A 13,750-nucleotide genomic window follows, 5' to 3' on the forward strand; every position below is an offset into this window, starting at 1 on the left:
TCAGGCCGCCTCTCCCCTAACATCGATCTGCCCCGTCACCGCCGCGGTGATCAGCGCGGCGCGACGTTCCTTCGATAGTTCGATGAACCGCTCGGTCTCAGCGATGAGGGTGTCGATCTTGGCGAGTTGCTGCCGAGATTGCGCGACAATTTGTCTCTGTGTTTCAATTTCCGGCACAGGAATTGCCACTTCACGCACTACAGATGTGTTGAGACGCATACGGGTTGCTCCGCGTGCGAGGAGAGCCATCTGGTTTCGCGTTGGCGGGGCTGAAAGCGCCCAGGCCAGGTAGCTGGGGAGAATCGCGCGCGTGGGCCGAATTCGATAACAGTCGGCTTTGACTATCGCGGGGCCGATGTCCGGGACTACGGATGCCCGGCCGAGGGGCATTCTCTCATCTCCGAGGCCAGCCACCACGACGTCGTCCGCGTGTACGGCATGAGCTAACAGCGTCGCAGCGTAGTCGGACGAGATAAACGCCATATCCTCGTTCTTAAACTCGTTAATTCCGATGTTGCCTAGGCGGATTACTCGTACACCACTTTCCACATAGTGCGCAGATGTCAACGAGGAGCCGAAGGGACCATCGATGATCGACTCAATCACTCTGCGCAGTTGGATCATGGGCGCCTGCAACGCAATCTGGTCAAGATCGCCCGCCCACGCTGCATCGCGCCGTTCACGCAGCATATCGTTGAGTCGATACTGCTCCTGAGTCAGCGTGTCGATACCAATGGTCTCACGGTCGAGGAAGTCGGCAATCGCCTGTTGCTCTTCGATGGGGGGCACGGGGATTCTGATTGCCGCGGCGACATGCTGGTAAATGGTCTTATGCGTAGAGCCGATCATCAAGGCCTCGAACTCTGCGCGCATGCCACGAAAGACATAGACCAAGAACTCTGGCAGCAGACGTGGCCCGCAGACCCAGTTCCAGAAATCCTGACTCGTCGCCATTGGTCGCTTCATGATTCCGCTGAATCCAACCGACGCTGTTCGCGACAGCACGACAGTCCTTTCGGGGAGCAACTCCGCCGCCGAGTTAGCGAGCCCCAGCTGGCTTATCTGATTCTCCGTCGACTCTATGTACATCCGCTTGCCGTCGCGCAATTGCCAAACATCTGCCAACGTGAACCACGGAATCGAGCAGTCCCACCAATACTCTGGATTGGACCTGCTTGGAGTATGTCCCGTTTTCATCTGCGCAAAGCGCCGGATGTTGGCGACATCCCAATGAGACGGCACTGTCGGTGTCCATGAAAGCCCGGACGGCTTTCGCGATGCGGAGCTCAACGCTGTTCCACCTGCCGCAACAAGCCCAAGATCTTCGCCACCTGCGCTTCCAAGTCAGCGTCGATCTCCGTGAGCGGCCTCGGCGGCACGTACTTGTAGAAATGCCGCGTGAACGGAATCTCGTACCCCACCCTGGTTTTCCCGTGGTCAACCCACGCATCCGGAACGTGCGGCAGGACCTCGGTCTCGAGGTACGCCTTGACCGTCTCAGCCACGCCCTCGCCGCCACGTTCGTTGCCGCCGTAAGTGAACGGCACGTTTTCCGTGTCGCGCTTCTTCGCATCGGGTCTCGGGCTGCCTTGGCGATCGGGGATCGGATTACCGTCATCGTCGAGCAAAGGCCGCTCGACCGTGATCGTCCAGTACCCAAAGGCATTGCTGTTCAGTACCTTCGAGTGCTCAGAATCCTCGAATGCGTCGTAGAGCGCCAGGATCTTCTTACGCGCATCGGCATCGATCTCACGATTCTTTGACCCCAAATTCTTGCGGATCTTCGTCCAGAACGACGTCGCGTCGATCAGCTGCACCTTGCCCTTGCGCTCAGGGCGCTTGGTGTTGTCGAGAATCCAGACGTACGTGGCGATGCCGGTGTTGAAGAACATGTTGGTCGGCAGCGCCACGATGGCGTCGACCACGTCCTCCTCGAGCAGCCAGCGCCGGATCTCCGACGGACCCGACCCCGCGCCGCCGTTGAACAACGGCGAGCCATTGAGCACGATGCCGGCCCGTCCCCCGCCTTCGTGCTCGGGCCGCATCTTGCTGGCGAGGTGCATCAGAAACAGCATCTGACCGTCGGACACGGGGGGCAGGCCCGGGCCGAAACGGCCGTAGGCGCCATCGCGCTGGCGTTCCTCCTTGACCTGCTTCTCGGCCGCCTTCCAATCCACGCCGTAGGGCGGATTGGACATGCAGAAGTCGAAGGTCCTCCCGGCGAACAGATCCTCGGCGAGGGTGTCGCCGAGCCGGATGTTGGAGGCGTCCTGCCCTTTGGCGATCATGTCGGACTTGCAGATCGCGTACGACTGGTCGTTGATCTCCTGCCCATACAGCGCCAGCCGGGCGTCGGGGTTGCGTTCCAACAGCCGCTCCTCGGCCACCGACAGCATTCCCCCGGTACCGGCCGTCGGGTCGTAGATGGAGCGCACCGTGCCGGGTTCGAGTAGCGCCACACTATTCTCGGCGAACAGCAGGTCGACCATGAGCCGGATCGCATCGCGCGGCGTGTAGTGCTCGCCCGCTTCCTCGTTCGAGGCCTCCGCGAACTTGCGGATCAACTCCTCGAATAGATCTCCCATCGCGGCATTCGGCACGACGTCGGGATGTAGGTCAACTTCGGCAAATTTTGACACGACGAGGAACAGCCGGTTCTTCTCTTCCAGCGTCGCCAGTTCGTTCTCGAACTTGAAGCGCTCGAACACGTCGATGTTCGACGAGAATTTCGTCAAATAGTCGACGAGGTTTGCCCGCAGGCCCTCGGGTTCGGCCAGCAAGGACTGAAAGTCGTATTCGCTGGTGTTGTAGAAGCCCAGGCCAGTCTTGCGCTTGACCTGGACCGTCAGCGCGCCGGGGTTGTCGTACTTCTGAGCCAGCACGCGCACGTCGGCGCGGGTCGGTTCCATGATGCAATCCAGCCGACGCAGAATCGTCATCGGCAGGATGACGTTGCCGTATTGGTGCGGCTTGTAGACGCCACGCAGTTGGTCGGCGATGGACCACACGAAGTTGCCCAGAGTGCTCAAGCGCTCAGTCTCTCTCGACGGTTCGATCTACGGCGGGGACTTTCATTTCATCCCCCTTTAGGGACCTTACTGTCGTCTTCCGGTGGCGAAGCCAAACCGAGCTTCTCATGTCACACCCGCCTGACATACTCGAACACAGTTTCGAATCAGGAGGTGGCGGCGGTGGATCTCGACGACGTGGCGGCTCGGCAGGCCCGCTTGCACGCTGCGGTCGCCGAGTTGGCCGAACTGCCGTTCAACGACCTGCCCGCCGACGTCCTCGACTCCGTGCTCTGCAGTGTCGAGTCCGCTCAGCGAACGCTGTCGACCGTCGGGTACGACGCCGTAAACGGCCTGCGCGTCCAATGGCCCACTCGGGTCGGTCGCCTGCGTGACCACCTGGCCAACCTGCTTCACCTCTCGGCGACAGAGGCTGGTGCCCGCATCGCGACCGCTGCTGATCTCAACGAGAAGCAACCCACGCTGCCCGAATCCGCGGCCGCTGCCAGACACGGCCTCATCGGCAACGAGCACATCCGCATCATCCGCGACACCATCGCCAAACTCCCCGACACCGCCACCGACGTCGAACGGACCCGCTTCGACCTCGAACTGACCGGCGTCGCGGTGGCCGAGCGCCCCGAGATCCTGCGCCGCGACGCCGCCCTCCTGCTCGCCGAATACGACGCCACCCACGGTGACCCCGTCAGTAGGGAACGCAGCCGTAAGGCGCGCAGCGAGTTCGTGCTCGGCCCCCAGGAAGCTGACGGGATGAGCCGCGGCCGGTTCTGCGTCGACCCCGAAGCCCGCACATACCTTGAGATCCTGTTCGCAAAACTCGCACGCCCCGGCATGTGCAACGCTGCCGACCCCATCCCGGCGGTGGACGGTGAGCCCGACCCGATGGCTGCGGCCGGGGATCTCCGCACCACCGGTCAACGCCAGCACGACGCACTGAAAGCCGCGCTGCGCGCACTGCTGGCTTCCGGAGAACTGGGCCAACACCGCGGTTTGCCCGTCACCGCCATCGTCACGATGACGCTGGAACAACTGGAATCGGCGTCCGGGCTCGCCATGACCGGCGGCGGATCAACCGTTCCAATGGAAACCGCGATCCGGTTGGCCGCCCACGCCCACCATTACCTCTACATCTACGACGAGACGTGCGGCCGGCCACTGTTCCTGGGCCGCTCCAGACGGCTGGCCTCGGCGGATCAACGGATCGTGCTACACGCCATCGACGGCGGTTGCACGGTCCCGGGCTGCGATCAACCCGGCTACCACTCGGATGTGCACCACCTCATCGAGTGGATGCCGGAGGGCACCACCGACATCGACCGGCTCACGATGACCTGCGAAGTCAACCACCAGAACGCGGGCCCATCCGATGAGGAATGGCAAGCACGTCGCCGCTATGACGAAAAGACGCTGGGCCAAACCCTGTGGTATCCACCGAAATCCGTAGACCCCAGCCGGCAACCCCGGGCAAACCGGCACCACCGGCGACCCAAGAGGCCACCCGAACCCGACGCAGCCGCGTAACTTGCGCCGTGGCCGTCGCAGCAACCGGAGCCGAACTACGTCAACTCGTAGCGGATCGGCAGGTGCTTGAGCCCGCCGACGAAGATCGTCGCGATATGCTGTGCCGGTCCGGTCAACTCGATCGACTTCAGCCGCGGTACCAATTCGCTGAAGAAGCTGCTGATCTCCATTCGAGCCAGCGCGGCGCCGAGGCAGAAATGTACACCGTAGCCGAACGCGTTGTGCCGGTTCGGGTCACGACCGACATCGAAGCGGAACGGTTCGTCGAAGACGTCTTCGTCACGGTTGGACGACGCATACGACAGCAGCACCGACTCCCCCTCGGCGATCCGGACACCGCGAACGGTGGTGTCCGCGCGGGCGGTCCGCATGAACTCCTTGACCGGGCTCACCCACCGGATCATCTCCTCGGTGGCCAACGGCATCAGGTCCATGTTGGCGCGCAACCGTTCCAGCTGATCGGGATGTTCGATCAGCGCGTGCAGACCCCCGGAGACGACGGCGCTCGTGGTGTCATGACCGGCAGCGGCGATGATCGCGTAGTAGGAGACCGTCTCGATGTCGGACAGCGGTTCCCCGTTGACCGTGGCGTTGGCGACCGCAGACGCGAGGTCCTCGGTCGGGTTCTCACGGCGGGAGGCGGTCACGGTGGTGAAGTAGGCGAACATTTCGAGCAGCGCCCCCATCTGCTCTTCTTTCGTCGTACCGCGCTGCAACTCTTCGTCGTCGTTTCCGAAGAGTTCCTGCGTGTACTTCAGCATCTGCGGGAAGTCGGATTCAGGCAGGCCGAGCATCGACATGATCACGTAGAGGGGGTAGTTCACCGCGACTTCCTGGACGAAGTCGCATTCCGGTCCCCGCTCGAGCATGCCGTCGACGTATCGCTTCGCCAGTTCATCGACCCGAACCTTCAACGCGCGCATGGCCTTCGGCCGGAACCAGTTGGCCCCGATCGCACGGATCTCGCGGTGCTGCGGGTCGTCCAGGTGGATCAGCGTGCTGATGCCGACCGCCGCCTGTTGTTCGTCGGCCTCCTCGGTCATCAGCACTGGCCGTGGCGAGTTGGTGAACAGCGTGTTGTCGCGCTCGATCTCCATGATGTCGGCGTGTTTGGTGATCGCCCAGAACGGGCGGTAGCCCGGGACGTCCACCCACGACACCGGGGCGTTGGCGCGCAGGTGCGTCAGGGCGGCGTGCAGCCTGGGCTCATCGGCGTAGGCCCGGGGGTCGGCGAGCACCTTCGCTGCGTGGTCGATCACTCGAGCGCTCATCATGACCTCTCACTCATGCGGCCGACTGGCCGCGCAACTCTCCAACTACCTGGGAGACAGTCTCTTCGGGAACCGACGACGGGAAGCCGATCAGAACGCGGTCGATCACCCCGTCGCACCGGTCCCGAAGCTTTGCCGCCAGCTTGTCGACCGTCGCGACGACCGCGAACGCCTCGAGAACCTCGTCGTCGATCAACGTGCCCATGGCGTCCCACTGCCCGGCCAGACTCAACCGGTGCAGTTCGGTGTGCAGATCACCCCAGCCGTGCAACTCGAGCACCTTGCGGTAGGCCGGCGTCGAACCGTAGAACGCGATCTGCTTGCGCGTGGCGACGGCGGCAGCCGCCAGTTCGCCTTCCTCGACGCCGGTGACCACGAAGATCGGACATGACACTTGAAAGTCGCTGCGCTGTCGGCCCGTCCGGGCCATTCCCCGCTGCAACGCCGGCGTGGTCACTTCGGCGAAATAGCGTTTGGTCGTGAAGGCGTGCGCCAGCATCCCGTCGGCAACCTCGCCGGCCATCTCGGTCATGGCCTCACCCACCGCAGCGAGGAACACCTTGGGAAAGCCGTAGTCGTGCGGCTCCGGGGTGAACATCGGCGTCATCAGTTTGTGCGTGTAGAAGTCACCCTCGAACTCCAGCCTCGTGCCGTCGCGCCAGCACGTCCAGATCTCGTGCATCGCCGACACGAACTCGCGCATGCGACGCACCGGCTGGCTCCACGGCATGCTGAACCGCTTCTCTATGTGCGGCTTGATCTGAGAGCCGAGGCCAACGATGAGGCGGCCGCGCGAGAAGTCCTGTAGATCCCATCCGATGTTGGCGATTGTCATGGGATTACGGGCGAACGCGACCGCGATACTGGTACCCAGATCCAGGGTGTCGGTGTGCTCGGCGGCGAGCGTCAGCGGCAGGAACGGATCGTGGGCCACCTCGGCAGTCCAGCACCCGTCGTAGCCGCGTCGCTGCAGTTTGCTCGCTGCACCGACGACGTTGGCGAGCTGGCTGGAAACCGCCCCGTCGACCTTCAGGCCGGCGCCGCTAAGCATGGTCGTAGACGCTACAGTAAGCAATTCAGTATGGTCAACGAGCGCAGGCGGGTGCGACGATCGCCTATCCGGGGACAGGAGTTGTGATGACCAAGGCCGACGATTGGCATGCCACTCTCGACGAGCTGTCCCGTCGGCGCCGCCATGCCCACGAGATGGGCGGGGCCGAGCGCGTCGCCAAGCATCGCGGCAAGGGCAAGCTCGACGCCCGAGCGCGGATAGCCCATCTCCTCGACGAGGATTCGTTCCGTGAGTTCGGCACACTTGGCGGCGGGGACATCGCCGCCGACGGCATCGTCGCCGGCTCCGGGTTGATCGACGGCAAACCGGTGATGATCGGCGCCGAGGACTTCACGACGCTGGCCGGCAGCATCGGCCCGGGCGGAAATGCCAAGCGGTACCGGCTGGCCGAGTTGGCGCTGCGCGACCGGGTTCCGCTGGTGATGCTGCTCGAGGGCGCGGGTTTTCGGCCCAGCGGCGAGCACTACGGGCGCACGCCGACGGACCTGCTCGCCCAAGCGCAATGCTCCGGCAAGGTGCCGATGGTCGCCGGTCTGCTGGGGCCGTCCGCAGGCCACGGCGCGCTCGTCGCCCCCGTCTGCGACTGGACCATCATGAGCCGGCAGGGCGCCATCTTCACCGCGGGGCCGCCCGTAGTGAAAGAGTCGACGGGCGAGGAGATCTCGAAGGAAGACCTGGGCGGACCGAACGTCGCGCTCGCCAGCGGCGTGATCCACAACCTCGCCGACGACGATGCCGCTGTACTCGACGACATCCGCCGCTATCTGTCCTACTTTCCGGCCAGCGCCTGGTCGTATCCGGAGTCGTTGCCCGCCGACGAAGCCACCGAAGCGCGACCGACGCCCGAACTGCTCGGCATCGTGCCGCGCGGCAACCGGCGCGTGTACGACATGCGGCGCGTGCTCGACGTCGTGTTCGACCGCCCGGACTGGTTCGAGGTTCAGCCCAAGTTCGGGCCCGCGATCATCTGCGCGCTCGCCCATCTCGGCGGCCATCCCGTCGCGGTGGTCGCCAACCAACCGCAGGTGATCGCCGGCTCCATCGACGCCGACGCCGCGGACAAGGCCGCCCACTTCATCACCGTCGCCGACTCGTTTCACCTGCCGATCGTGTTTCTGGCCGACAATCCCGGGATGCTGCCCGGCAGCCGGTCGGAGAAGGCGGGCGTACTGCGCAGCGGTGCGCGGATGTTCGCCGCGCAGACCGCGGCGACGACGGTCAAGCTTCATGTCACGTTGCGCAAAGCGTATGGCTTCGGGTCGATGGTTATGTCGCTGTTGGGGTTTGACAATCAGAGCGCGACATTCGCGTACCCCGGCGCCACGATGGGCGCGATGAGCGCAGCCGCGCTCAGTAAGGCCTCGCACGCCGCCGAGGATGTCGAGGCACGGCTCCGGAAGATGGAGGTCGAGGCGTCCTTCCGCTCGGCCGGCCACCTCGGCTTCGACGACCTCATCCATCCCGAGGAGACCCGCAACGCTCTGCTGGCGGGACTGCAGCGAGCCATCTACAGTCGGCAGGCCGCGGCGGAGCCAGTCTCCCGTACGGCGATCACGCCCTGAGACAGGCGATTTCGGTGCGCTACGTGTCGGTGAGCGACTGGTAGCGCACCGAAATCACTCGCTAGAGCGGTAGGCGGTGACGATCGGTTCGAGCTCATCGGGGGTTGCGCCGTGCATGATGACCGCGTCGGCGCCGTAGTCGAACTCCTTGCGGACGCGGTCGACACACTGCTGCGCCGAGCCGGTGGCAGCAGGCTCCAGCCACTCACCCGGAATCAAGGTGGCGATGTGCTCGATCTGCTCGGGTGTCGCCTTGTGGTCGATGCCGCCGGGGATCGACTGCACCACCTTGTCGTCCCGGAAACGTTGCAGGACCGCTGGATCCCAGCCGTTGGTGTTGACCAGGAGATCGCCGTAGCCCTGCAGATAGGTCGCTAATCGGGCAACCGTCTTCTTCAGCCGCAGCTCCTCGGGCAGATGATCGCCGACCGTCGCGAAGCACGACCACACCCGCACACTGGCCGGGTCACGGCCCGCCTGCTCCGCGGCGTCCTTGACCGTCTTGACCGCGCGCTGCAGCGTCTCCGGCGTGAAGTAGGTGTGCAGGACGACGTCGTCGAACGCCCGACCGCCCAACGCCAGCGTCTGCGGGCCGAACGCCACGATGGCCAGCCGAATGTCCTCGCGGAAATCCGGATCGAGGAACAGCACCTGGTACTTGCCGATCGGGCCGTCGTGATTGAAAATCAGCTCGCCCTGCCACAACCGGCGCATCACCTGGGCGAAGTCCTCCATCTGCGCAGTGGTCACGGCCGGGATCCCGAACGCGCCGTAGATCGCCCCGATACCGCGCCCGATCCCGAGCGTGAAGCGGCCTCCGGAGAGCCGGTGCATCGTGGTCGCCCACGAGCCGGTGATCAGCGGGTGACGGGTGTTGTGATTAGTTGCCGCCGTGGCGATCTGCATGCGCGACGTCACCGCACACGCGGCGCCGGCGAGCGACGACGCCTCCTTGACGTTCCACCGCTCGGAGATGAAGGCGGTACCGAAACCGAGCTCCTCGCCGCGGCGGGCCTCGTCGATCAGCGTGGCCGGCCCTTCACCACCGGCGCCGGCCAACAGGTAGTAGCCCAGTTCGTCGAGCACCCGGTTGTTCACGCCCAGACTCCTTGTTTGTAGCCGCAGTTCCACACTTCGACGATCCTGCCGTCGACTACCCGGAAGACTTCCATACTGCCGATCGTGGTCTCCGTCCCGTCCTTCAACTTCATCGGGGACTCGTACACGATCGCAACGTGCTCGCCGTCGTCGCCCGCCACCACCAGGTTCAGGTCGAAGCGAATCCTCTCGGTCACCTCCCACATGTCGACGACGCGACGCACCGCCTGTTCATGGGTCAAGGTCTGCGCCTCCCCCACCTCGTGACGAATCACGTTCTCGCCCAACAGCTCCTCGGCTAGCGCGCAGTCACGCTGATTCCACACCACCAGGTTGTAGAGCTCCACCACCTCTCGGGCGGACCGGGTCATGCGAACACCTCCAGGGCGCCGATATCGTCGATCGCGGCCACCGCCCGATCGGTGAGCGTCAAGCACAGTTGCCGTGACCGTTCCGGCAGCGCTGCCCAGCCGTTGAGCGTGATGACCGGCAAAACCATCAGGTAGACGGCCGCAAAACGATAGTGACGCCACGCTTCGTCGAACCGGTAGTCCCTGACGCCTCCCGCCGACATGTGCTCGAGATACTCGCGGACGAGCGCCTCGTCGTGTCCCACCCTGGCGGTGCTGGGCAGGCCCTGGGTCACCAGGTACGCCACGTCCGCTGCACCCGCGCCGCGGGCGGCGAACTGGAAGTCCACCACCTTCATCCGATCACCGGCGAAGAACAGGTTGTCGGCGCGGATGTCGCCGTGCAGCAGCATGTCGCGTTCGGTCAGCACTGGCAGCGCCTGTACCGCGCGCTCGGCGAAACGCTCCGCGAACGCGGCCACTGCAGCCGGTACCACAGCCGAGGTCTGCGCGCGGTAGATCTCCCATCCGGGCCCGAAAGCGGGCAACAGCAGGTCCCGCGCGATCGGGGTGTCGATGCTAGGAAACTGCTCCAAAACAACGCGTCCGCAGGACCACGCGTGCAGTCCCGCCAACTGGCCGATGCAAACGCGGGCTCGGTCCATCGTCAGCCCCGCCAAGTGGTCGGCGTTGTCCCAGTCCGACAGGTCCTCGAGCAACAGCACGAAATCCACTCCGCCATCGGTCATCCGGGCGGTGTACACGCGCGGCGTTTCCATCGGTGCGTGCGCTGCGACATCGCGATAAAAGGCCAACTCGCGCCGGTACCCGCCGAGCAACTCCATCGCCCCGCGCGCCTCCGACTCCGCCGGCAGCTTCACGATCAGCGTGGCCGGCACGCCGGTGCCCGTCAGATGCAGCCGGTACAGCAGCGACGAAAAGCCGCTGTCCATCGCGATCTGTTCGGCATGCACAGCCTCGACCACCGCTCCGTCGATTCCTGCGTCGGCGCGAAGCGCCTCGGTCAGCCAATCCGCGTCGACTTCGTCGATACCCCCGGGCACCGCGGCCGTGGTCGCCGTCATCAACTGGCCCCGTCCTTGACCGACGCCAGAAACCGCTCCGACGCGTGCTGCACCCCGCCGGCGAACAGGTGGCCGACGTGACTCCCGCGGTGCCAGTACAACTCGCCGCCCCACCGTTCGTGCAATTGCTCGGCGGGCTCCCGTCGGGCCATCTGGTCGTGCCAGGCTCCGACGATCAACCTGCGGTCGGGCGGCGCGGACGGTTCGACGGCCTGGTAGTCGACGACCGACATCACCCGCTCGACGGGTTCCGACCGCAACAGGCCGATGGTGTCTCGCACCGACGGCCCCCAACGGCCCAGGTGCGCGGCGATCATCGCGTTGAGACCGAAGATCGGGGTGTACAGGGCGACGGCATCGACTGGTTCGAGGTGAGCAACCAGGCTCGCCACCGGGCTGCCCATCGAAACCCCGGACACCGCAAGGGCACTCGCCTGCGGCCGCAACCACCGAAGCACGGCCCGCACCTCGGACACCACGCGGATCATGCCCGCCAGGTTGTTCAGCGGATCCATGTTCGGATAGACCGGCCACCTGTTGCGTCGGGCCCCGCAGCCCGGCTGCACCGGCAACGCGATGTTGTACCCGAGGCGCTCCTGCAGACGGCGCGCCCGCGAGAACACCAGGTCGATCGGCTGGCCCTGGCCGGCGCCGTGCACCCACACCAGCCACGGCCGCGCCTCGTCACCGCTTCGGCACAGATGCACCATGGCGGTGGTAGGGCCGCCGAATCCCTCGGCGGCCAAGCACGCTGGCAGGTGCGGGTCATGCTCGAACACCAGTTGCTCATACCTGGCCCGCCCGAACCGGCGTCGCCGGATCATTCTCGGCTGCAATGGATCCGGTTCGGCGTGCACACCCACCACGCCCAAGCCGGTCAGTTCGTCGGCGGCGGCCGCGCAGGACCCGACGTTGCGCTCCAGCTTCGGGGGCGGCGCGGTCAGCGTCATTCCGGTCAGCGCGAGTTCGTCGAGCACGACCTCGCCCAGTTGCCTGGCACCGCCGCGCGACAGCGGATGCCAGCCACCCGGCTCGCTGACCGCAGCATGTGCCCGCGGCACCACACCGGCGAAGTCCCGGCCGATGCGGTACACGCGCTCGGGCGTCCTCATCCGAGCTTGAACCCTGTGTAGCCGCCGTCGGCGACCTCGTCGCACCGACGCCGGTACTCGGGAATGCCTGCGGTGTAACCCATGTACATTCGCTTCTTGCCGGGCACATTGCCGCCGTTGTACCAGGAGTTGCACGTCGGGTGGACGAGCACTGTCGGCGCAACGAGCGATGTCGCGTGTTCGATCCACTCGCGCTGGGCGTCGGGCAACGCTTCGATGGTGCGGTATCCGTTAGCTCCCAGGTACTCGATGCATTCGCCGATCCATTCGACGTGTTGTTCGAGCGCGGTCACGAAATTACTTGCCGGGGCGGGACTTCCGGGGGCCTGGATGATGAACAGGTTCGGGAAGCCGGCCACCGCGATGCCCAGGTATGCGTACGGCCCCTCCGTCGTCCAGAAGTCGGCCAGGCACTGTTCGTCTCGACCGGTGACCGAAATCCGGGTCATCGCCCCCGTCATGGCGTCGAAGCCGGTGGCATAGATGATCACGTCGAGTTCGTGGTCGCCCTGCTCGGTGCGGATCCCCGTCGGGGTCACCTCGACGATCGGCCCCTTGCGCAGGTCGACGAGCGTCACGTTGTCGCGGTTGAACGTTTCGTAGTAGCCCTGGTCGATGATCGGGCGTTTGCACCCGAACGGATGCGTGGGTGTCAGCGCGGCCGCGGTCGCGGGGTCGTCGACGATCCGCGCCACCGCCTCGCCGTAGAGCTTGGCCGCCATCTGGTTGGCCTCGATGTCGAAGAACACGTCGCCCCAACTGAGCGCACCGATGACGCCGCCCTCGTCGACGGCGCGCAGTTGCTCCTCACGCGACGCGGACTTCAGCGGCGGCTTAGTCATCATCTCGAACATCACCGAGAACGCGCTCAGCCGCGCCGCACCCACCGCGTGCTGCCGCTGTGCCATCCGGATGTCGGCGTAGTTCGCCTTGAGTTCGTCGAGTTCACCGTCGTCGAATGGGCGCACCTGCCACGGCAGCGTGTAGGCGGGTGATCGCTGGAACACCGTGAGGTGGGCGGCCTGCACGGCCACGACCGGGATCAGTTGCACGCCGGTGGAACCGGTGCCGACGACACCGACCCGTTTGCCGGTGAGGTCGACGTCGTGCTCGGGCCACCGACTGGTGTGCAACGAAAGCCCTTCGAAGGAACCCATGCCGGGGATCTCCGGTTCCTTCGGCACCGACAAGATGCCCGTCGCCGCGACGACGAACGGCGCGGTGAGGACCTCCCCCGTCGCCGTCCGCACCTCCCACTCGGCGGCGATCTCGTCGAAGGCCATCGCGGTGACCTCGGTGTGAAACCGGATGTCGCGCCGGAGATCAAGGCGGTCGGCGACGAAGTTCAGGTACGCCTCGATCTCGGGCTGGCGCGGCATCGTCTCGGTCCACACCCACTCCTGCTGGATCTCGTCGGAGAAGCTATAGGAGTACTCGATGCTCTCGATGTCACAGCGCGCGCCCGGATACCGGTTGAACAGCCATGTGCCGCCTACGTTCTCGGCCTTCTCCAGCACGACGGTCCGCAGCCCCTGCTCCCGGAGTCGATGCAGCGCGTACAAGCCGGAGAACCCGGCCCCGATGACGATTGCGTCGAAGCGGGCGGTGTCGGATGTCGTCACAGATGAGCACCTCACGTCCGTAGGGGAG

11 protein-coding genes are annotated in these 13,750 nt (G+C 65.2%); 2 read left to right on the forward strand and 9 right to left on the reverse strand.

Annotation, left to right across the window (positions count from 1 at the left end; genetic code table 11):
- Positions 1-1,290: a restriction endonuclease subunit S gene (locus QGN32_RS04255; protein ID WP_326547406.1), complete on the reverse strand. Its 1,290-nt coding sequence runs from the start codon at positions 1,288-1,290 to the stop codon at positions 1-3.
- The gene (locus QGN32_RS04260; protein WP_326547407.1) at positions 1,287-3,029 is read right to left on the reverse strand and encodes a type I restriction-modification system subunit M; all 1,743 of its coding nucleotides are present in this window, start codon (positions 3,027-3,029) and stop codon (positions 1,287-1,289) included. Before QGN32_RS04260 ends, QGN32_RS04255 begins: the two co-directional genes overlap by 4 nt.
- 162 nt (positions 3,030-3,191) lie before the next feature.
- Here QGN32_RS04260 and QGN32_RS04265 point away from each other — a divergent pair, with 162 nt between their 5' ends.
- Positions 3,192-4,550 (forward strand): HNH endonuclease signature motif containing protein, encoded by a 1,359-nt coding sequence (locus tag QGN32_RS04265; protein WP_326547408.1) that lies wholly within the window; start codon positions 3,192-3,194, stop codon positions 4,548-4,550.
- A 35-nt stretch (positions 4,551-4,585) separates the two neighbouring features.
- Here QGN32_RS04265 and QGN32_RS04270 read toward each other — a convergent pair whose 3' ends face one another.
- On the reverse strand, positions 4,586-5,821 hold the full coding sequence (locus QGN32_RS04270) for a cytochrome P450 (protein ID WP_326547409.1): 1,236 nt from the start codon (positions 5,819-5,821) through the stop codon (positions 4,586-4,588).
- A gap of 13 nt (positions 5,822-5,834) precedes the next feature.
- A complete protein-coding gene (locus tag QGN32_RS04275) occupies positions 5,835-6,872 on the reverse strand; it encodes an LLM class F420-dependent oxidoreductase (RefSeq protein ID WP_326547410.1) in 1,038 nt (345 codons plus the stop codon).
- 86 nt (positions 6,873-6,958) lie between these two features.
- Between QGN32_RS04275 and QGN32_RS04280 the strand changes: the two genes are divergently transcribed.
- On the forward strand, positions 6,959-8,455 hold the full coding sequence (locus QGN32_RS04280; RefSeq protein ID WP_326547411.1) for an acyl-CoA carboxylase subunit beta: 1,497 nt from the start codon (positions 6,959-6,961) through the stop codon (positions 8,453-8,455).
- 54 nt (positions 8,456-8,509) lie between these two features.
- Here QGN32_RS04280 and QGN32_RS04285 read toward each other — a convergent pair whose 3' ends face one another.
- Genes QGN32_RS04285 through QGN32_RS04305 form a run of 5 tightly spaced genes read right to left on the reverse strand, consistent with a single transcriptional unit; the run spans position 8,510 to position 13,722 of the window.
- Complete coding sequence (locus QGN32_RS04285; protein WP_442791780.1) at positions 8,510-9,586, reverse strand: TIGR03857 family LLM class F420-dependent oxidoreductase; 1,077 nt, start codon at positions 9,584-9,586, stop codon at positions 8,510-8,512.
- A complete protein-coding gene (locus QGN32_RS04290) occupies positions 9,550-9,924 on the reverse strand; it encodes a nuclear transport factor 2 family protein (RefSeq protein WP_326547413.1) in 375 nt (124 codons plus the stop codon). The genes QGN32_RS04285 and QGN32_RS04290 overlap by 37 nt, the downstream gene beginning before the upstream one ends.
- Positions 9,921-10,988, reverse strand: coding sequence for a phosphotransferase (locus tag QGN32_RS04295; protein ID WP_326547414.1), 1,068 nt, complete (start codon positions 10,986-10,988; stop codon positions 9,921-9,923). Before QGN32_RS04295 ends, QGN32_RS04290 begins: the two co-directional genes overlap by 4 nt.
- Positions 10,988-12,100 (reverse strand): alpha/beta hydrolase, encoded by a 1,113-nt coding sequence (locus QGN32_RS04300; RefSeq protein ID WP_326547415.1) that lies wholly within the window; start codon positions 12,098-12,100, stop codon positions 10,988-10,990. Before QGN32_RS04300 ends, QGN32_RS04295 begins: the two co-directional genes overlap by 1 nt.
- Positions 12,097-13,722, reverse strand: a complete 1,626-nt coding sequence (locus QGN32_RS04305) for a flavin-containing monooxygenase (RefSeq protein WP_326547416.1) — start codon at positions 13,720-13,722, stop codon at positions 12,097-12,099. Before QGN32_RS04305 ends, QGN32_RS04300 begins: the two co-directional genes overlap by 4 nt.
- Positions 13,723-13,750: the final 28 nt, after the last annotated feature.

Source organism: Mycolicibacterium sp. ND9-15, assembly GCF_035918395.1.
Taxonomy (GTDB): Bacteria; Actinomycetota; Actinomycetes; order Mycobacteriales; family Mycobacteriaceae; genus Mycobacterium.